This is a genomic window from Mycobacterium sp. smrl_JER01, from assembly GCF_048513595.2.
Taxonomy (GTDB): Bacteria; Actinomycetota; Actinomycetes; order Mycobacteriales; family Mycobacteriaceae; genus Mycobacterium.
In genome coordinates, this window is record NZ_JBLXXK020000004.1 from 62385 (window position 1) to 82233 (window position 19849).

At 66.0% G+C, this 19849-nt stretch carries 14 protein-coding genes; 7 read left to right on the forward strand and 7 right to left on the reverse strand.

All coding sequences use genetic code 11. The annotated features are described in order from the left end of the window. The 3 genes from ACNUDN_RS30835 to ACNUDN_RS30845 all read left to right on the forward strand — a co-directional run bounded on the left by ACNUDN_RS30835 (position 1) and on the right by ACNUDN_RS30845 (position 3326). Positions 1–576 (forward strand): hypothetical protein, encoded by a 576-nt coding sequence (locus ACNUDN_RS30835; protein WP_419125599.1) that lies wholly within the window; start codon positions 1–3, stop codon positions 574–576. Then, on the forward strand, positions 552–2372 hold the full coding sequence (locus ACNUDN_RS30840) for a winged helix-turn-helix domain-containing protein (RefSeq protein ID WP_238382160.1): 1821 nt from the start codon (positions 552–554) through the stop codon (positions 2370–2372). The genes ACNUDN_RS30835 and ACNUDN_RS30840 overlap by 25 nt, the downstream gene beginning before the upstream one ends. 90 nt (positions 2373–2462) lie before the next feature. Then, positions 2463–3326: a DUF4226 domain-containing protein gene (locus ACNUDN_RS30845; RefSeq protein ID WP_238382159.1), complete on the forward strand. Its 864-nt coding sequence runs from the start codon at positions 2463–2465 to the stop codon at positions 3324–3326. A gap of 46 nt (positions 3327–3372) precedes the next feature. Here the strand turns inward: ACNUDN_RS30845 and ACNUDN_RS30850 are convergent, their stop codons facing one another. The 5 genes from ACNUDN_RS30850 to ACNUDN_RS30870 all read right to left on the reverse strand — a co-directional run bounded on the left by ACNUDN_RS30850 (position 3373) and on the right by ACNUDN_RS30870 (position 12145). Continuing rightward, the gene (locus ACNUDN_RS30850) at positions 3373–8805 is read right to left on the reverse strand and encodes a helicase-like domain-containing protein (protein ID WP_419125600.1); all 5433 of its coding nucleotides are present in this window, start codon (positions 8803–8805) and stop codon (positions 3373–3375) included. Positions 8806–8891: 86 nt separating this feature from the next. After that, entirely contained in the window at positions 8892–9500 is a 609-nt protein-coding gene (locus ACNUDN_RS30855; protein ID WP_238382157.1) for a hypothetical protein, read from the reverse strand. Between the two features lie 412 nt (positions 9501–9912). Then, entirely contained in the window at positions 9913–11115 is a 1203-nt protein-coding gene (locus ACNUDN_RS30860) for a helicase associated domain-containing protein (protein WP_419125601.1), read from the reverse strand. A 288-nt stretch (positions 11116–11403) separates the two neighbouring features. Then, positions 11404–11772 (reverse strand): hypothetical protein, encoded by a 369-nt coding sequence (locus ACNUDN_RS30865; protein ID WP_094295086.1) that lies wholly within the window; start codon positions 11770–11772, stop codon positions 11404–11406. Then, a complete protein-coding gene (locus tag ACNUDN_RS30870) occupies positions 11765–12145 on the reverse strand; it encodes a WhiB family transcriptional regulator (protein WP_094295085.1) in 381 nt (126 codons plus the stop codon). Before ACNUDN_RS30870 ends, ACNUDN_RS30865 begins: the two co-directional genes overlap by 8 nt. 406 nt (positions 12146–12551) lie before the next feature. Here ACNUDN_RS30870 and ACNUDN_RS30875 point away from each other — a divergent pair, with 406 nt between their 5' ends. After that, complete coding sequence (locus ACNUDN_RS30875) at positions 12552–13190, forward strand: helix-turn-helix domain-containing protein (RefSeq protein WP_238382156.1); 639 nt, start codon at positions 12552–12554, stop codon at positions 13188–13190. 16 nt (positions 13191–13206) lie between these two features. Here the strand turns inward: ACNUDN_RS30875 and ACNUDN_RS30880 are convergent, their stop codons facing one another. Both ACNUDN_RS30880 and ACNUDN_RS30885 read right to left on the reverse strand, forming a co-directional pair. After that, positions 13207–14289, reverse strand: a complete 1083-nt coding sequence (locus ACNUDN_RS30880; RefSeq protein ID WP_094295105.1) for a VldE C-terminal domain-containing protein — start codon at positions 14287–14289, stop codon at positions 13207–13209. 66 nt (positions 14290–14355) lie between these two features. After that, positions 14356–14793 (reverse strand): hypothetical protein, encoded by a 438-nt coding sequence (locus tag ACNUDN_RS30885; RefSeq protein WP_238382155.1) that lies wholly within the window; start codon positions 14791–14793, stop codon positions 14356–14358. Between the two features lie 403 nt (positions 14794–15196). Here ACNUDN_RS30885 and ACNUDN_RS30890 point away from each other — a divergent pair, with 403 nt between their 5' ends. From ACNUDN_RS30890 to ACNUDN_RS30900, 3 genes are all read left to right on the forward strand, one after another. Continuing rightward, on the forward strand, positions 15197–16159 hold the full coding sequence (locus ACNUDN_RS30890) for an AAA family ATPase (RefSeq protein WP_011856761.1): 963 nt from the start codon (positions 15197–15199) through the stop codon (positions 16157–16159). A gap of 173 nt (positions 16160–16332) precedes the next feature. Next, the gene (locus ACNUDN_RS30895) at positions 16333–18732 is read left to right on the forward strand and encodes a S8 family peptidase (RefSeq protein ID WP_238382154.1); all 2400 of its coding nucleotides are present in this window, start codon (positions 16333–16335) and stop codon (positions 18730–18732) included. 205 nt (positions 18733–18937) lie between these two features. Then, positions 18938–19822, forward strand: coding sequence for a hypothetical protein (locus ACNUDN_RS30900; protein ID WP_419125602.1), 885 nt, complete (start codon positions 18938–18940; stop codon positions 19820–19822). Positions 19823–19849: the final 27 nt, after the last annotated feature.

Below are 19849 nucleotides of genomic sequence, written 5' to 3' on the forward strand. Positions count from 1 at the left end.
GTGACTGCACCGGAACAGATTGCCGCACAGAAGCTTCGCGACATTGGGCTGTCGGAAACGCTGTACTCGCGCATCGACTTTGTTGCGTCCGCCGGGTGGCCTCCACGACCAGGGTGTCGGCGCTCGCCAGAGTTGTCCTCGGCTCGGATATGGGCCCGCATCGACCTGGCAGAATGGCTCGACACCTCACCTCACGCCTTTGGCCCTCACCGCACCAACGAGCTGACCGTGCTCGCCAACATCGGCAAAGCGCTGCGCAACGCCGGGGAGGGCAGCGTCGTGCTGTGGGCGCTCGACATCATCGAGCCCGACACCTGGATTGCCCACCCCACGACTGCCCTAGCAGTCACTGAGTTGGTCTGCGTCGGAACGCATTTGACCGACCGGCTGGTGAACGCGACCTACGACAACCTCACTGCCATCGGCTGGGCCGAGAATCCTGTCACGCACCCCAATAGCGCATGCGTGATCAACCACACGACCTGCAGCCTCAGCGCCTGGCACGACGGTATCGGTACCCCACAACACCAGCACCCACCCGACGTGTCGCAGTGGGCGACATCGCGGCCAGCATGAGGGGGCAGAACGCCCGGACGGATCTCGACGAGATTCTCGATCCGGACTGGTGGCGCAACCAGACGATTTTGAGTACGCGTCTGCGGGATCTCGTCGCGGGCTTCGACAGCATTGGCGCGTTCACCATTCCCTACGCGCGGCTGCCGAGGCGGCTAGGCGCCTACGCCGAGGAATACCCCCGCTGGGCAGACCTGGCGGACCTCACCCCCCAGGCATTGCTCCTGCGGCCGAAACTGGGCGCCTCCGCGGTTCGTGCACTAATCGAGGCCGCCCAGCGTGCCGTGCAGGTTCGGCACGACACCTTGGCCGCCGGCCGAGTCGGCGCCGATGCAGCAGTGACCCGCCTGGTCGACCAGCTCGACGACTTCGACCGTGAGATTCTCGCCGCGCAGGTCTGGGCGCTCGACCCCATTCCTCAGCACGCCGTCGCCGACCGTCTCGGGGTGCACGCCGCCTCGGTGGGCCGCAACCTGCCGCGGGCCCGGGCGCGGTTCGCCGAGTTGCTCAACGATCCCGCACATCAGGAAGTTGGGGAGCACGCCGACGAAATGCGGCGACGCTTGGGCCCCTACCTTCCCGCGACCACTGCCGACCTCGAACTGCGCCGCCTGGGCTTGGACCCTACTGGCCAGGCCGCCGCCGTCCTTCTTCACATCGCCGGCCCCTATGGCCGCCGCGGCGACTGGATCGAGAACACCTCACCCCCCGGGGGATCCCGCTCGCTGGTGGCCGCTGCAGTCGACGGCATGTTCCACGCCCGTGACGTCGCCCCCACCACCGATGCGCTGCTCCACGCATTGACGAGCCTGGGAATGCCGACCGGTGTTGCCCTGTCCTATCTCGAAAGCCAGGCCGACCTTCGCCGGTTCGGCGATCTGTGGGTGCGTTGGTCAGGCGATACCGCCGCCAACATGGCTATTGCGGCACTGCAGGTCTTGGGAACCCCGGCGACCGCTGAGACCATCCATGCCACCCTGGGACTCGCGGACTCTATGGGCATCAGCCTGGAGCGCGTCAAAGCGGTTCTGTCGAAACACGACCGCCGCTTTGTCCGCACGAGCCGAAGCACGTGGGGGCTGCGGAAGTGGGGGGTTGGTGAGTACGTCAACATCGTCCACGCGATCGGCGAGTACATCGACGCCGCCGGCGGCAAAGCCAGCACCAGTGCCCTCATCGAGGAGCTTCGGGCGCGGTACCCAGACATCACCGAATCGTCGATCCGTTCCTATCTAGGCACGCTGGTGTTCGTCTTAGAGAAGGGTGTCGCACGACGACGGACCAAGGCTGATGGGTGGCCCACGCTGCCGCGGCTGAACACCGTTCGCGGCGTTTTCCGCAACGGACCCAACGAGATTCGCGTAGCCCAGCTCGTCACCTCAGAAGTCCTGCGCGGATCGGGGCAGACCGTCCACCCGGTGGTGGCCGACGCCGCCGGCGTCTCCCCCGGCCAGCAGCGAACATTCACCGGCACACACGGACCGGTCACCCTGTCGTGGCGACTGGCATCGACAACTGGTGCCAGCATCGGCTCGCTCCGCACCCACGCCTTGGCTCTCGGCGCTACTGCCGGTGACACCTTGGTGTTGGCGTTCAGGGGCGACGATGCGTCCCTCGAGGTGGTCCGCTTCACGGCCGAAGACGGCGCCAAAACTCGGCTGCAAAAGCTGCTCGGCCACGCGGTGCGGAAGCCCGCATCCGCGCTCGCGGCCGCGCTGGAGTGCCGGCCGGAAGACGTCGGCGCGGTCCTTCGTGGTCGCGGTGACGATGAGTTGGCCGACCTGCTTGACCTCACCTGACCGAGCCGTGTGAGGCAAAACCGGCCGATTCGGCGGCAAAGTACGCGCTGGTGGTAGCGAGGCCACCAGGATGCGCCTATCTTCGTTGGCGTGGGTTTCTGGGAACAGCAGGTCAACGACCTGATGACGGGTATCGGCGGGCTGGGCGGCTTCAACCCGCCGCTGGATACGCCGACGCCGGACCCAACCCTGCCGCCATACCCGTACCCGAGTTACTACCCACAGATTCCTGGCCCTGATGGCGTCGCCCCGGAGGTGCCGCAGTACCCGCCCTACATCCCCGAGCAGGACATGAACACCTCGTCGGGGATGCCGCGCTCGACACTCGACGGGATTCACGACGACGGCGGCGTGATCCTCAAGCCTCCTGGTGAGCTGGGGCCCCCGAACTATCCCATGGGCCCGAGGTACACAGAGTCGCCGGATGGGTCGGGGGTGTGGGTGCCTGACCACCGGCCCTATCCCCCGGGCTCGGTTCGGCCGGCGGGTTGGACAGGCAAGGGTGCTGAGGAAGCCGACGCGACCGACGCTTCGCTGCGCAAGACGCGCGATGCTCTGAATCAGGCTGATCAGGGGTTGGCGCAAAACATCACCGACGCACACACCGCCGATGCGCAGTCCAAGGCGCAGCTGCAGCGGATTCAGCAAGAGATCCAGTTGGGCATTGCCGCGATGCAGCCGACCCTGGGCACCGCCGCCGGCCGCGAACAGCTCGCTGAGTTCCTGGACCGCAAGGCCTCCGAGGCCAAGCAGGTCGCCAGCAATGCTCAGGAGATGTCGACGCGGCTCGCGTCAAACTTTCAGACTGTCGGCCAGCAGTTCGAGCTGGCCAGCGGCCCCAACTTTGGGGACCCGTGGACCGACGACGAGGACGATTGGTGGGAGCCCATCGATCCCGGTGGTGCCGGCCCAGGACCGAATGTCGGGCCCGCAATCCCGCCGAGCATCTTGTAGGCCTGGCCCCGACCAACCCATATCCCCCTAGCGCCCATATGGGTGCTTAGTGGCCCAGGCTGGGACCGTCCTCGTCGCGGGTGCGGTCGTGGTCGCGGGGAGCGATATCGCGTTGGTGGTGTTCAAGCGCCATCCGTTCCCGAATACGCACGGCGCGGCGCACCGCGTCGGCGTTGGGGTAGCCGAGTTCTTCGACCAGCGCCGGCGTGGGGTTGAGCGTCAGACTCCACCCCGGTTCACGGCCGCGCATCTTCATCCGCTGACTGGCGGCTTCGGCGCGCGCCTTCGCCTCGGGGCTCTCGGCGGCCATCCGCAGTTCCAACGTCAGTGCGGACAGCTCGGCCTGCTTGGCTTCCAATTCGCTGCGCTGCTCGAACGGGGCCGGCGGATTCGCCAACAGGTCGTCGAGTTCCTCGCTCTGGCGGTCCTGTTCGCGCTGCAGGCGGACATGGTGGTCGGGCAGTCCGGTGTAGAGATTTTCGACGCGGCGCAGCAACCCCAGCTGTTTGGGCCCGGACACGTCAAGCCCGAGAGCCGATCCGGCGGCCAGCAGTTCAGCGCCGTCGATCTCGGTGGTGCGCGAGGGTACGTCCAATTTGAGGAGCAGCATGTCGTGGGTGAGGTCGCGGGCGCCCAGGACCTCGACGCCGTTGATGGCGGCTCCGATCGGCTCGTAGCGCGAGGCGCCGCGATCCTTGCCGGCCATGTAGGCCCGCCGGCAAGCCGCGGTGAGGGCGGCGGCGGCATCGGTGCGATCGGTGAAGGTGTCGGCGCCGACGACGATGCGGTGCGGTGCGTCGCCGCGGTCAGCGGCGGCCTGGGCCACGGGTGCCAGGGCCTCGATGTCGGCCTGCTTGGCCGGAATCGCGCGTTCAAGGACGCGGACCTGCCAGTCTCGGTTGCGCACCGACTGCTGGTGAGCCCGGTCCAGGGCGCTGAGGCGGCGCACGGTGTCGTCGAGTTCGACCTGGCGAAGGTACCGGGGATCACCGGTGGCGATGGCCTTCGTTTCGGCGGCCGCGGCGCCGATGTCTCCGCCACCGAGGTCTTCGATTTCGGAATCGAGGACTTCGTTGCGGCGGATCTGCTCGATGAACAGCGACTTGGCTTGGACACGCTGCCACATCACGGTGTCGTAGCTGGATTCGGTGACGTAGTTGAAGATGTCGATTTCATCGTTTTGGTTGCCTTGGCGCTGGATTCGGCCTTCGCGCTGCTCCAGGTCGGCCGGACGCCAGGGGACGTCGACGTGGTGCAGGGCGGCCAGCCGGGATTGCACGTTAGTGCCGGTGCCCATCTTCTCGGTGCTACCGATGAGGACTGAGACGTCGCCGCGGTTGCATTGCGCGAACAAGGCTTTGAGCTGTGCGTGGGTACGGGCTTCGTGGACGAACCGGATGGATTCTGCGGGCATTCCGCGGGCGACAAGTTCGTCTTTGATGGCTTGGTAGATGGTGAACTGGCGTGGATCCTTCGAGGGGGTGCCGCGGTCGCAGAACATGAGCTGCAGCGGGCCCCGGGTCGGGAGCAGTTCGCCGGTGTCTCGGTCTCGGTACTGGCGATCCGCCAGCCGGCGTTGCACGCCCATGGCGCGTTCGGCGACCTCGGCGGCTCGGCTGTGGGTGGGTGCGCCGAGGTGGGCCATCCTGGGGTCGAGGGACGCGTTGCGGCCGTCGTTACTGATCTTGAGGATGTTGTCACGCTGCGGCTTTCGCGCGTCGAGATGGTCGGCCCGCCAACCGAGGTCGGCAATGAAGTCGACGACCTCGACATCGGGTTGAAGGCTGACGATCTGGCGGGCGCCGGTGCGCAGCTCGGGCAGCTGCACGGGCACCTGGTCGCGGGTGACGACATCGGTATAGGCGTTTGTCAGTGCGAGCAGCTCGGGCAGGTTGGTGTACTTGGCGACGCGGGTGACCGGCCGCAGTTTGGTGCCGGTGGCGTTGACTTCGATGCTGGTGTGGGTGGCGGTGAACGCCGCACCCCAGTCGCCGAGGTCGGATACACCGGCTGCCTGCAGCAGGTCGGGGCGCAAGTAGTTCTGCATCACGAACAGCTCGCCCAGGGAGTTGGCGATCGGGGTGCCGGTGGCGAAGGTGGCCACGCGCTCGACGACGGCGTGCTCAGGAATGCCGCGGGCCCGGGCTTCGTCGTGACGGCGCTCGCGCAGCACGTCGAGTTTGAGGCTGAGGTCTTCAGCGCGTTGAGCGGCGGTCGCGCACGACAGCTCCTCGATGTTGCAGACACGCTGCTTGTTCTTGTACATGTGCGCCTCGTCAATCAGGAGGTAGTCACATCCTGATTCCTCGAAACGCAGTCCAAGGTCTTTGGTTTCGGCGGCCATCAATTTCTCCAGGCGTGCCTGGGCAGACTTGATGGCCCGCATGATGGCCTTCTGACTGCGCTCGACGGTCGCGTTCTGCAACTGGGCCCGCAGCTCGTCGAGCTGGCGTTCGGCGTAGGCGGTGCGCACATCGTTGGACACGTTGATGGCGGTGAACGCCGATTGCGGCACGATCACCATGTCCCACTCGCTGGCAGCGCTCTGGGCGATGAACCGCCGGCGCCCTTCGGCGTTGGTGGCTGAGGAGCCGAGCAGGACGTTGGCGGCCGGATACCACTGCTTGGCTTCGCGTCCTACTTGCTCAATGATGTGGTTGGGCACCACAATCCAGGGCTGGCGGACCAGGCCCAGGCGGCGCAGCTCCATCGCGGCCATGAGCATCGTGCCCGTTTTCCCGGCGCCAACCACGTGGTCGAGCAGGGTGGAGGGCTCGTTGGTGATGCGGGCGACGGCGTTGCGCTGGTAGTAGTGCGGAGTGAAGTGGTCGGAGAGGCCCGGCAGCCGCAGCTGGCTGCCGTCATAGACCGGGGCGCGCAGCGAGTTGAAGCGTCGGTTGTATTCGGTAACCAGGGTGTCGCGGCGCTCGTCGTCTGACCACAGCCAGCGGGTGAACTCCTCGGTGATCTTGGCGCACTTGGCTTGCGCGGCGAACGTCGCTTGGGCGTCGACATCGCCTTCTTCGGTGGTGATGACCACGGCTTTGGAGTTGCAGACCGCTTCTAGGAGGCTCACCGCGTCGAAGTTGCGCTTCTGTAGGCCCCATTCGTCGGTCATGAGGCGGCCGTGGCGCTTGTAGCCGGGCACGTCGACTGTCCAGCGGCCGCCGATGTGTTCGGCCGTGACGCCGTTGATGCCGAAGGTCTTTTCGGCGAACGCGGCGATCACCGCGGCCGGGATCCACGGTGCGCCGGGGCGGACCTTGATGTCTTCGGCTTCACGTTGCTCGGGCTGCACTTCGCGCAGCGCCGCGACGTAGGGCTCGTAGGCGGGGTTGGTGTCGGCGGCTTCGATGGCGGCGGCGAGTTTGGAGCGCACGTTGCCTGACAGCGCGGTGGTGGCCGGGACTAGCTCGTCGGGATCGTCGAGACTCGGGTAGACCAGGCCGTCGAGCAGGGCGCGGGTGTCGTCTTCACCGATGCCGAGCAGCTCGGAGATCAGGTCGACGTCGACGCGTCGGGTCCGATCGAGGCTCATCGCGAGCGCTTCTTCGGGGGTGTCGGCGGTGGTGCGCTCGATGTCAGCGGTGAGGACGTCGCGGCTGAAAATCGGTGCCTTGGTGGCGGTTCCGGTCTCCTCGTCGAAGTCCTCCAGCGAGGACACGACCGCCCAGCCGGGGTCGTAGCGCATGCCGCCTTCGAGGTGGCGGAACTTCTTGAACGGTTCCGGTGGCTGCCAGGCTTCGGTTTCCCACTGCTCGACCATTTCGGCGGGCACGGGCCCGTCGTAGGGGCGGCCGGTGGTGCCCTCCTGCTCGCGCCAGGTCGCTTCGAGTTTGGCGATGCGCTTGTCGTGCAGGGCCTGGGTGGCGTTGCGCTGCACCCACTCGAAGCGGTTGACCGGTCCGCGCTTGCTGACGTAGTTGTCGTAGAGCGTGTTCAGGTGTGCGCGCAGCTGGTCGCGGTCATGCTCGGGCTCGCCATCCCGCTGGGCAGCGATCAGCGCGGTGGCCACCTCACGAAGCGCAATCAGCTCCTGGGTTTCCTCGATGAGGGTCTTGGGCGTCTTGTTCGGCTCCCAGCCATGCCCGGCCCAGAAGTCGATGCTGCGGGAGCCGGCGTTGTAGCGCAGCGTGTACAGGGGCGGGTCGTCGACCTGAGCGGCCTGGGTGCGCAGCCCGGGCGCGAAGCCGTCCTCGATGCCGCCGGAGAGGTCCTCGCTGCGGGCAGTGAGACCGCGGCCGCGCGCGACCGCCGCCGCCATCATCGGCTGGAGTTGATCGCGAATCTGATCAGCCAAGTCGTGCCCGGTGGCGCCGACCACGGCGAGCTGGGGCGAGCCGTGCAGACCGTGACCCAGCTCGGTGGCACCCAAGACGCGGTGCGGGTTGTTGAGGAAGTAGGCGTTGACGGGAACTTGTTCCTCGCCGCCGGTGCGCGGGTCAACCAGATCGGCGTCCTCGGTGTTGATCCAGTCCAAGGTGTCGAGATCGACCTGGACGCCTTCCTCGCGGCGGCGGAAGATCAGCAGGTCGGTCACCACCTCGGTGCCGGCGACACGGCTGAAAGCCTGCGACGGAAGCCGAAGTGCCCCGATAAGATCGGCACGCTGCGCAATGTCCTGGCGTGCAGTCGTTTTCACTGAGTCCATGGTGTAGCGGCTGGTCAGCACGGCAACGTATCCGCCGGGGGCGACCAGGGACAGCGACTTGACGATGAAGTGGTTGTGAATGCTGTGACGGCGGGGGTTGTGCAGCGGGTCCGTTAAGGCGTACCGCCCGAACGGGACGTTGCCGATTGCCGCGGTGAAACTGCCGTCAGGGACGCGGGTGGTCTCGAATCCTTCATGGCGGACCTGAGCTGAGGGGTAGAGCAGTGAGGCGATGGCGGCGGTGATGTCGTCTGCTTCGACACCGACCAGGGTGGCGCCCTCGGGCGCGTGGCCGATGAATGTGCCGCTGCCACAGCCCGGTTCGAGTACCGGGCCGCCGGAGAAACCCGCCGCACCTAGTGCATCCCAAACCGCAGACACCACGGCGGGGTCGGTGTAGTGGGCGTTGAGGATCGAGGCCTGGGCGCGACGATACTGCTCGGGGGTGAGCAGACCGGCCAAGCGCGCTCGTTCGGCGGCGAAGTCTTCTGCGCGGGGGTCGAAGACCTGCGGGATGGCTCCCCACCCCGACCAGGCAGCCAGGATGCGCTGCTCGGGAAGGGTTGCCGGTCGACCGGCGTCGCGCAGGGTGTGCACCAGCTCGATGGCGGCGAGGTTGGCGCGGGCACGCGCTTTCGCACCTGAGGGCACCAGAACATCAGTGCTGGCCGGGAAGTCGGCAGTGCTGCGAAACTCCTCTGCCACGACGGCGGGTTGCGCCAGTGCAGGCTCGCCGGCGGCTGTAGCCACCGGCGGGTCGACTGCCGCGGTGTCCGCTGCGTCACTGCGCTCATCCGCGTGCGGCTCGGCGGCGCTGTCGGCGCCCATCTCGGAGCCAATATCGGCTGCGAGATCATCGGCCAGGTCGTCGGAAACATCGTCGGCAAGGTCGTCGAAGAGCGAGACCTGGGGGCCTATCGCTCGGGCAGTCCGTCCGCGCGCAGGTCGCGGTAGATCATCTGCGCCAACTCGGCGGTCAACGGGTCCTCGGGGCGGGCGGGTAGCGCCAAGCCGTCCTCGGCCCGGGCCGATGTCAGGTAGCCCGCCTTGATCCGGAACGGTCCCGAAAAGTCCGGGGCCGGCCACAGACGGTCGATCAACGCTTCGAGGGCCTCGGTCGGCTCGCTCTGATGAGCCGGGTTCGTCCAGCGCTGCTCCCAGCTGAGCTGCGCCGGGTCTGAGATCGGGTCGGGGCTCTCCCACTCCGGGGTGGTCTCGTCGGTCTCGATCAGGTCGTACAGCTCGTTGTTCAGCACCGTCTGAGCTGCCTGCGCCCGGGCCGCCTGCAGCAGTGCCACCTTGGTCGCGTGATTCGGGGTCTGGCCGTGGCGCTGACGACTCCAGGCCGCGAGCGCCTTCTCCCACAGCTCCTCGGCCATACTGGCTGCCATCGAGCTGATTTTGTCCGCTTCGGCGGTCAGGAACTGGTTGCGGCGCTCCTGCGTCCATTCCTCGGGCAGGCTCAGATCTGTCGAGTAGACGGTCTGCACCGCCTTGAGAATCTCCGGATCGATCACCGTCACCGCCTGCCTCGTCGAGGATGCTGAACAGATCCGGCTGGTTCGGGTCCGGCGCTCTGTTGCGGCCCATATTGTCCTCTCCTGGCTGACAGTGGCGGGGTCTGGGTAGCCCCGAGTGGCGAAGAACGCCCGTAACCGCCGATCACTGATGCCCATTGGCACCCTCGGCGTCATGGCCGCCGACCAATGTCAACGTCGACGAGCGGCACCGCCGGATGACATCCACGCGAGGCCGCGTGCAGTAGTGCGTCCAGAACGCTTCGCGATCGCATCACCCGTCGCCGGCCGCGCCACCCGCAGCTGCACGACGAAATACGCCGACTCCAAGGGCGTACACGTACCCGCACGATGCCGGGGGTGAAAGCACCGTTGCTGGCGTTCTCGACGACCAGAGCGCGAGGCACTGGGTTTTTTGTCAGCATGTCGGCCTCGGCGGCGTCAGGGTCTTCCATGACCACTCCGGGACCTGTTCGAGCCGGCGAACCTGATCCGCGGTGAGCTGCCCACGGCGATAGGCGAGGCGCTGGTCGACTGTCCACTGGCCCAACGCCAACCCGTCAGCGGTGCGGAATCTGACCGGCGGCCTCGCGTGACCGCTATCGGTGACGTAGCGACGGAATTCCGCGTAGTAGTCATCCCAGCTTCGCCTCACGCTGCGCAGGCGCCAGCGCCACCCGGGCAGGGTCTCCAAGCGCGTCACTTGGTCGGCGGCAAGTCGTCCGCTGGCATAACGTCTGCGCTGAATAACCACCCAGCGGTATGCCGCGTCATCGGGACCAGGGCTCGCGTGCCCGTGTTCGGCGGCATAGGCGACAAGATCACCGAAGTTCCGGTCCCACAATGCTTTCCGGCCCTGGGCAACTAGTTCTCTGCCGTCCCACACCCAACCCGGCAGCGTTCCCAGGCGTTGAGTTTTCTCCGCAGACAGAAGCCCTGCTCGGTAGTCATCCCGTTGTCGGCCGACCCACCCGCCCAGGCTGAAACCATTGTCGGTCATGTGGTCACACGGCGGCCGGGCCTCACCGTGGGCGCTGGCGTAGGCGCATAGCAGCTCGAAGGCCCGTTCCCAGGAACGGGCGGCTCTCGCCTGTTCTGGCTCCCATTCCCAGCCCGGCAGCGCCTCAAGTCGGCGGGCCCTCTCCGGGGCGAGGACTCCTTCGCGGTGAAACTCGCGCTGCTTGCTGACCCAGACGCCAAGCCTGATTCTTCCCCCAGTGGACTTGTACTGCGGTTGCGCATGGCCATGGGTGTCGACGAACTGTTGCAGCGCGGAAAAAGCTTGGTCCCAGATGCGTTGATACTCCGCGGACCGATCAGGGGTCCATATCCAGCCGGGGACGGCTTCGAGCAGGTTTTGCTGGTGCAGTGGCAGTCGGCCCGATCGGTAGCGGGCGCGCTGGGTGTCAACCCATGTCCCGATGCTGCATCCTTCCCGGGTGATGCGTTCGATTGGCTGCGCGTGGCCGGCCTCGGCGACGAAGGCGAGGAGGGCTTTGTAGTTGCTGTGCCACTGCTGCTCTCGGCGGCCGTAATGGGGCACCGCTGTGATGTGGGCGCCGCGCTGAGGGGCCGTCCGTCGTTGAGTCGGCGTGCTCTGCCGGGCGAAGCTGCTGCTCATCGGGTTGTCCTCCTTGGGCTTTGCCGCCGGTGCTCAGCGGCGGTCGTGATGGGTGTTGCTTGACGCCCGCACCGGCAGGGACTGCTGGTCGCGATGTCCCAGTAGCGGATCCGCTTGTTGCTTGCCGACCTCATGCGCTGCACCGCACCGCGCGAGCGCAGCGCCTCCAGCGCGCGGTACACCTGGTCGACGACGAGCGGAGTCGCGCGGTCGCGGTTGAGCCACCTCATAAGTCGGTAGTGCTGACCGGGCAGCCGATGCGCTCTAGTGCGGCGAGCACGTCCGCGGTCAGTGGCGTCGCCGGCATGGATCGAATGTCGAAGGTCGGTGCGCAGCGGCGGCGCTGGGCGCAGTGAATAGGGCATCGAGACTGGCTATCTCGCGGTCCGCGTCGGGGTCGACTGTCGCGAACCAGGCGCGCCGACATGCGCCGACCTCGGTTGCGACGACGGCACCTTCGCTGTGGAGGATGCGTAGCAGCCGGTAGATGGCTTCCTGGGTGGGCGGCAGCGGGCGCGTGCTGCCCTGTACGGCGACGGCCGGCGCGCCCTGGCGTAGCTGCGTTGTGGTCAGCGGGTGCGTCGAACAGCGCAGGGCGGCGACAAGGTAGTCCCGCAGGATTCTGTTGGCGCAGGTCCTCGCGCCCGTACTAGGCACTGGCCGACTCCGCGACAAACGCCCCGGTGCCCGGGAACGTGGCGTTGTGCATCGCTTCGCGGATCGCCAGACACCGTAGACGGTGCGCCTCGGGCTGATGATCCATCGCAGAAACCACCATCGCCAGCTGCCGGCGCGCAACGAGGTGCTCCTCGACCGAGGCGTGCGCTCCAGGCAGATCCACCCCTGCCCACACACCATCGGTGGCTCCCCGGGCCAGGGCGCTACGGGCGCAGGCCTGGCGCAGTGGGCAGTTGCCGCAGATCCGCTTGCACTGCTTGGTCTTGCGGTAGTCGAACCAGTCCTCGGGGTCGGAGTAGTTGCAAAGCCCGTTGATCTCCATCTTGACCGGATTGGCCACTAGATGTGTCATGACACCACCTCGCAAACTGGTCTGTAATTGTGTGTTAGTTGTGCCCTTATTGAGCATGAGGTGATCATAACCCCACCGATCGGCATCTGTGCAGCACAAATCTTCAACTGTCCACGGGCGGACGCCGACATATGGACGATCGCGCAGCCCAGCGCCAGCCAGGAACACCTCGGAAAAAAGGCGCTCTAACTGCTCTTGTGAGGAGTATCCCCAGGCGAAGGTGGGCAGCGATGTAGCTCTGCACCGGCCCCAAAAAATTCTTCGCAACCCGCCGCTCGGGGCGGACACATTGCGCCTTAGTTGGTCATTTGTGGCGCACTCAGGTGGGCGGACACGGGTCAAACCTGCGGACCCGGCACGTAGTCAGATACGTGTCTGTTCCGCCTGCATGTGGTTCACTTTCAGTGTGGGCAGCGACATCGACGAGGAAGCGGGCGAAACCACGCCTGCCAGCGGCGATGCTCTTGACCCTTCGCTCGCGCGACTGCGGGACTGCGTTGCGCGTCGCCGCGCTGAGCTGGGGTTATCCCAGCGTGCGTTGGCCGAGATCGCCGGGGTGTCGCTCGGCACGGCAACCAGGCTCGAACGCGGGGCTGGCCCGCCTCGAGTGAGCACCGTGCCCAAACTGGAGGACGCACTGCAATGGCCGCGCGGCACGTTCCAGGCCATCCGCGACGGCGAAGATCCGCCGAAGGTGCCTCCGCGCGACCCCGATACCGGCGTCGACCCCACGGAAGTTCTCCAACAGCGCCTGGCCTCGGCCGGCGGGATGCGCAACGCCACCCAGTACGGTCAGGCGCTCTCCATCGCCTCGGCCGTCGTGGCCATCACCGCGGTCTGTCTGGAGGTACTGACCAGCGAGCTCAATGATCCCGGTGCACGCGCGGCGGCGCTCAACGCGCTCGACGCGAACATGCGCAAGATGGAAAGTCTGATCGCGGCCAGCCTGCCCGACGCCGAATCCTTTGACGACGCGATTGCCGTGATGCGCGAGGTGCACGAGAGCCGCGAGTCCATCCAAAAGGCTGCGGAGACACTCGAATAACGCGACCTAGGACGGGTCAGTATCCGCTGTAGCCGCCGCCGATGCTGGCGATGTGGACGTGGTTGAAGTGATTCTGGTTGGGGTCTCCGCGATCCGACATTCCCGACGAGCTGCCGTCCGCGTTGTGCTGACTTTGGCGCCAGATCGCGTGATCGAGCCCGAGTTCTTGCGCGTTGGCTTGAACGAACTGCACCACCCGATCACCGAGCGCCTTGCCGGCGGGGGTGTCCCACTGCGGGATCATGACGTCGATGGCCAGCCCGGACGGATGCCACTTGAGCGAGTCTTGCCGGAACCCACCGATGTCTGTGATTTCGGGGAAGGCGGCACTGATTGCGCGGCTGAGACGGCGGGTGTACTTCTGCAGGCGCGACTCGTTCGCCAGACCTGGCCGGTCGAGCCCCGGCATACCCGGCACACCGGACGAGCTGGATCGACCGGACGACGATCTGCTCGCCAGTCCCGCCTTGGCGATCGGGGTGAACAGGCCGCCGAGGCCGCCAAGACCGCCGCCGCCGAAGCCGCTCATCGGCGATCCGCCGCCGCCACCCATGGGCATTCCCATGCCGCCGCCCATCGACATGCCGCCGCCCATCGGCCGGCCACCGTAACCACCACCAGCAGAACGAATCATGTTCGCCAACGCGACGTTTCGCTGTTCGGATTTGGTGAGCAGGGCCTTGGCGCGGTCGAGCTGGCCTTCGAGATGATTGACCAGGACCTGCTTGCCCGCCGGGGTATCAGTGCTCGGGGCGATCGCATTGACCCCCGACCGGGTATCGCTCACCACGCCATTCATCCCGGCGCGGCCATCACGGGACTCGTTCGACGCCGCCACCACCTGCGGGCCCACCCCCCGATCGGCACCGATCACGTTGTCCAAAGCGGCCACACCACCGCCGCCAGTCAGCTTGTAGCCCTCTCCCCCACGACCACTCCAGGTCGCCGGCACCGTATCCACCGACACCCGCAGATCAGTCTTGAGGTTCTGCAACCCACTCGTCGAGGGCAACCCCGACGCCGACGCAGCCGGGCCGTACAACTCGCGCGCACCACCGAGCGCGTCTGCGGTCGCATCGACCAAGCCCTGCAAGGACATGAACGGCAGTATCACCCACCACCCACACCACCGACCACCACCAGAACCAAAATCGCTCGATGTCAGTCAGGAAGCGGGCCCAGCTTGTTCGGGGCAGGCGAGGTCGATGCGCCGTGTCTCGACGGGTGTCGTGCACGTCGCGCGGACTTGTCGGACGCATTCGTCGAGGTTTTCTTGGGAGATGTCGGCGGCGATGAACCGCTGCGCATGGGGGGCGAAAGCCACGGCGTTGGCCCCGCCGCCGGCGCCCCACTCCATCACCGTGTTCGGGCTGGGCGAATTAAGGGCTCGGGCGAAGGTTTCATAGATCTTCCAGTGGTCGTCACCGACCTCCAGCCAGGCTTGATCACCGATTCCGTTGCGCCAGTGTGAGTTCGCTTCCCAGGCCGATCCTGTGGGCGCCGACCAGTAGCGGGCGGCTTGCCCGGCGATCCGGTTCCGGAATCGCCGCCTTCCCGCTGCTGCCAGCGCTGCTGCCAGGATTCGCTCGCCTCGCACTGCCACGTCGATACCTACGGTCAAGGACTTGTTTCCGGTTGGGCTGACAGTAACCGGCCTTCCCTGGACGTGGCCGCCTTCGACGCCGGAGCGACCCCGCACCAGTCGCCGCACTCTAGGACTCGATGATCATCCCGCCGATTGGAACGGGTGTCGCGTCCACACCAGTCAGCTAGGCAACCGGGCGCCGACGATCGCTAGCGGCACACCACTGCGCCTCCAGTGACACCTCCGGGCAGCTTGTGGGCCAGCCAGCGCGGGGCCGGTGGCTGAGCGGGCAAGGAATCCTCGGACAGCTATCTGGAGGCTCTTGGCGCTGCTAGAGGGCACCACATTGTGCGGCGCTGAACCCGCGGTGGTGCGCGCATCTGCAATGATCGAGCGAGCGGCATTGTGCAAGGAGGGGGCCATGGCGAGGTCTGACCTGGTGATTGATCTGGTCGAGGCGCAGCAGCGTGGCGACGTCGCCCGCTTTCGCATGCTGGTGGAGGCGATCATCGCCGAGGAGCGCAACAATCAGCACCATCTTGTGGCTGATCGTCTGTCCGAATTGATCACCACTGCCGGTGCTCGCAGCCTGCTCGCCCGTGATGACACCGCCCGCCAGGTCGCTGATCTGGTCACCGAAATTGTGCCTAAGCGGCGATTGTCAGAGGTGCATCTGGCGCCTGCCGTCACGGCGGCGGTGACCGAGATCATCGAGGAGCATCACCGTAGCGAGCTTCTCCGCAGCCACGGCCTGGAACCGCGTAACCGCATCCTTTTGGAAGGTCCGCCTGGTAACGGTAAAACCTCGCTTGCTGAAGCGTTGGCAGCGGAGTTGATGGTGCCGTTCTACGCCGTGCGTTACGAGGGAGTTGTATCTAGCTTTCTCGGAGAGACAACGAGTCGAATCGATCACGTTTTCGAGTTCGCAAGGACTCGGCGCTGCGTGCTCTTTTTCGACGAGTTCGACACCATCGCAAAGGAGCGCTCCGACGCGCACGAAACCGGCGAAATCAAGCGCGTCGTTTCGACGTTGCTCCTACAGATCGATCGCTTGCCCTCCCACGTCGTCGCCGTCTGCGCGACCAACCATGGCGAACTGCTCGACCGCGCGGCGTGGCGCCGCTTTCAGGTGCGTTTAACACTGCCTCCCCCGTCGCGCATACAGGCCACGGCTTTTCTCGAGCAGCTGCGTATGCGGCTCGGCGGGAACCTCGGTATGGCGCCGCGCACCCTCGCCGACAAGCTTGCGGGCGCCAGCTACGCCGACATTGAGGAGTTCGCGCTGGATGTCATGCGGCGCTATGTGTTGTCGCTACCCGATGGCCGTGTCGAGGATGTGGTGCGCGAACGGCTCAAGCAGCGCAACGCCATGAGGGAGATGTGACCTCTCCGCGTCCACCGCTGTCGTTCGGCGCCCCGGTGACCGGGCCTATACCTACCGGCGCGCCCCGCTTTCCTGGAACTCGCATCGCCGGGCCGGAACCGGCCCGGCAAGGGCAGCGGCTAGCACCACAGTTCGCCGCTCTCCAAGAGGCTCTGCAGGCTGGGCGCGTCGACGTGGACGGCGACACCAGTGAAGCCGATCCCGAGCTTGTGGTGGTCTTCGACCTCGCCGCGCCCGTAGCCGAGTTCGCGCGAGCCGCAGCCCGTGTGCCCGGCCTAGAGTTCCTCCTCGAAGTTGATGGCGACGAGTTCGCCGCCGACGACGACTTCCACGCCGTACGCGATGGCGAACCGAGCGACGATGCCGTGACCGACAGTCTCTATGTTGTGATGTCGAACAGCCAGGCCGTCGTTGAGCTCCTCACCCTCTTCGCGCGATGGCAGGAGAACCGCGATGCAGCAATGCCTTTCGGGTTAGCGCCCTTACGCGAGGTCTTTTCGCTGTTGCGCGAGGTGAGGCGCTGGGGACCCCAAGATCGGGTCCGCGAGACCGGTCTGCTGGAGCGCTGGCGCGAAGACGTCGCCGTCGTGGGACAGTCAGCCACCACGGCCCGCGTCGAAGTCGAGCTGTGGTTCCGCCGCGATGCCGCCCGCCGGGCGGTTGCCGAAACGACTGTACGGGAACTCATCACCGCAGCCGGCGGCCAAGTCATCACTCAATCGACACTCACCGGCATCGGCTATCACGCCATTCTCGCTGATATCCCCTACAGTCAGGTCGAAGCGGTCCTTGATCGCGGGCCCGACGCGATCGCACTGTTGACTACCGACACCATCATGTATGTGTCCCCGGCACGGCCGATGACCATTCCGTCAGCAGCGCCCTCCGACGAACCTGTTGAACCCGAAGTGTTTTCGGTGAAGCCCACCGACCGACGTCCACGGATCGCCCTGCTCGATGGCCTGCCGATGGCCGGTCACATCGCCCTCTCCGAACGACTGATCATCGACGATCCTGACCAGATCGCTGCGTCCTATACCGCATCACAGATGCAGCACGGCACCGCCATGGCGTCGCTGATTTGCCACGGCGACCTCAACGCTCCCGGCAGACCAACACAGCGCCGCGTGTACGTGCGGCCGATCATGCAGCCACACCCATTCAGTGGCCAAGGCGAAACCGTGCTGAGGGAACGGCTATTAGTCGACCTCATCCACGAAGCCTTTCGACGCCTGTTCGAGCGACACGGCCAACACGATCCTGCGGCTCCCAGCGTGAGAATCGTCAACTTGTCCATCGGCGACCCCATCCAGATGTTCGTGCGCCGCATCAGCCCCCTAGCGAAATTGTTGGACTGGCTCGCCCACACGTACAACGTGCTCATCCTGGTCAGCGCGGGCAACCATCCCATTGACGCCGACATCCCCGCAGCAGCGCTGCTCGATGTATCCGCACTACGGCGCGCGGTGGGCACCGCCATGTACGCGCAGGCGCGCCGTCGACGACTCCTCTCCCCCGCTGAGGCAGTGAACGTCATCTCCGTGGGAGCCCTGCATGCAGACGCCGCGACCACCCCAACCAGCGACACGGTGCTCGACACCGCCGACGCGGGAATGCCCGCGCTCTACAGTCCCGTGGGTTTCGGCCACCGCAACTCGGTAAAACCGGAAATACTGCTGCCCGGCGGTCGAAGTCTGCACCAGCGTCCGACTTCGGCCGAAGGAACCACGACCTTGTATCCGGCGGAAACAACGATCACCGGCCCCGGTATGCGCGTCGCCGCACCCGGACACGGCGGCGCGCTCAACGGAACGGCCTATCTGCACGGAACCAGCAACGCCACCGCCCTCGCGACGCGCACCGCCGACCACATCTTCGATGTGCTTGAAGCCCTACAGTCCGCCGACGGCGAACCACCGTTCGCCACCGCCGAATACCATCCTGTGCTTGCCAAGGCTTTGCTTGTTCACGCCGCATCCTGGGGCGCCATGCGCGAGGGGCTGACCCGCACCATAGACGGCGGCGCCGATCTCAACCGTCGTGACATCTCTCAGCTACTTGGCTACGGCGCCATCGACGCCGAACGGATCGTCACAGCCGCGACCAACAGAGTTCTCCTCCTCGGCGCCGGGTCCATCACAGCCGACCAACGCCAGACATTTGCACTGCCTCTGCCGACCAGCCTGGCTGCGACGACCGACTGGCGACGGCTGACGATAACCCTGGCCTGGCTTTCCCCGGTCAACACAGCGACGCGCCGACATCGTATGGCCCGCTTATCTTTCGAGCCGCCGCGTCAGCCACTGGGAGTCGAGCGCCTGGAAGCTGAAGCGCGCGTGTCCCGCAACGGTACGGTTCAACACGAGATTCTTGAAGGTCAGCGGGCCGTCGTGTTCACTGCCAGCGATGCGCTGGAGATCAACGTCGACTGTCGCGTCGACGCAGGACGCCTGGCGGCACCAATTCGCTACGCACTGGCGGCGACACTTGAAGTTGCCCCAACCATTCGTGCTGATATCCACCAGGACGTTCGTCAACAACTGCAAATACGACTCCGCCCCAGGACACGGTGACACGCGTAGTCCCGTCGACAATCTGAGCCATTTCCGGACGCGAACAGCGACGTGCGCTACTGCCGCATCGGCGAGGTCTCAAGAGAAGCCGGTGTTGGTTATCGCCGAACGGCGGTGGTTGAGACGCGCAGACGAAGGATCGCATCGCGCCATCTACGTAGGACGGCAGTAGTTGATGACGAATGAATCTCGTTCGTATTGAGATGTGGCCTCATGCAGCCAGTGTCGAGGGTGGCGCTGTCATCCTGGTTCGGTGGCGCCTAGGACAGCGAAGAAGACCGACAGCCGGCTAGCGGCTCGGCTTGCCGCGCTCGCCTCACTAGGCGCTTCTGTCATCCACTTCGCCGTCGTTCCCACGCACTGGCAGGAATGGATGCCAGCGGGCCTGTTTTTCGCTGGCATCGCGCTATTCCAACTGTTGTGGGCGCGGCTAGTACTCACCCGTACCACCACCCCGGTGCTAGCTCTTGGCATCATGGTCAACCTTGCCGTTATTGCGCTTTGGTCCGTGTCGAGAACCGCGGGAGCGCCGCTCGGGCCCCACGCCGGTCAAGCCGAACTGATCCAGGCCGCGGATCTATGCGCGTTGCTGCTTCAGATCTATGTCGTCATGGGCGCTGGCTGGGTCTGGCACCGCGGCCTTCAAGGAGAACCGGTGCCCGCCGTCGGCAGCGCCATGGTGCTCCTGGGCGCGATTGGGATCGTCACGTTGGCGTCCACAGTGGGCGCTGCCTCTGGTCTACGGCACGGACACCACGCCCCAGCCGGCGCTGAAGCAGGGGCTCATCACCACGGATCTGGTGCAGAGCAGACTGACGACCATCACAGCCATCCTGAACCATCCCCTGCAGCGCCCGCTGGGGAGCCCGCCTCCGATGATCACGCAACCAGTGCAGAACACGTCGACGACCATCACAATCACGATCCGGAGCCGACGTCTCCCCCGCCTGCGGTGCGCCCAGTCGAAGCTCCTGCGCCTGGCGCTGACTCTGGCGGCGCGCCTGAGCAGGCTACGCCCGTGCCCATCAGCGAGCCGCTTCCAGCGGCGACGCCGCTAGACGACCACCAAGACCACGACCATGTGCATTGACCTACGCATGTGTGGCCAATCCACGGC

Coding starts and splice junctions, on each gene's coding strand:
- ACNUDN_RS30880 (WP_094295105.1), bottom strand. CDS start 14,289: ATGTCCTTGCAGGGCTTGGTCGATGCGACCGCAGACGCGCTCGGTGGT.
- ACNUDN_RS30870 (WP_094295085.1), bottom strand. CDS start 12,145: ATGACACATCTAGTGGCCAATCCGGTCAAGATGGAGATCAACGGGCTT.
- ACNUDN_RS30860 (WP_419125601.1), bottom strand. CDS start 11,115: ATGAGCAGCAGCTTCGCCCGGCAGAGCACGCCGACTCAACGACGGACG.
- ACNUDN_RS30850 (WP_419125600.1), bottom strand. CDS start 8,805: ATGGGCGCCGACAGCGCCGCCGAGCCGCACGCGGATGAGCGCAGTGAC.
- ACNUDN_RS30890 (WP_011856761.1), top strand. CDS start 15,197: ATGGCGAGGTCTGACCTGGTGATTGATCTGGTCGAGGCGCAGCAGCGT.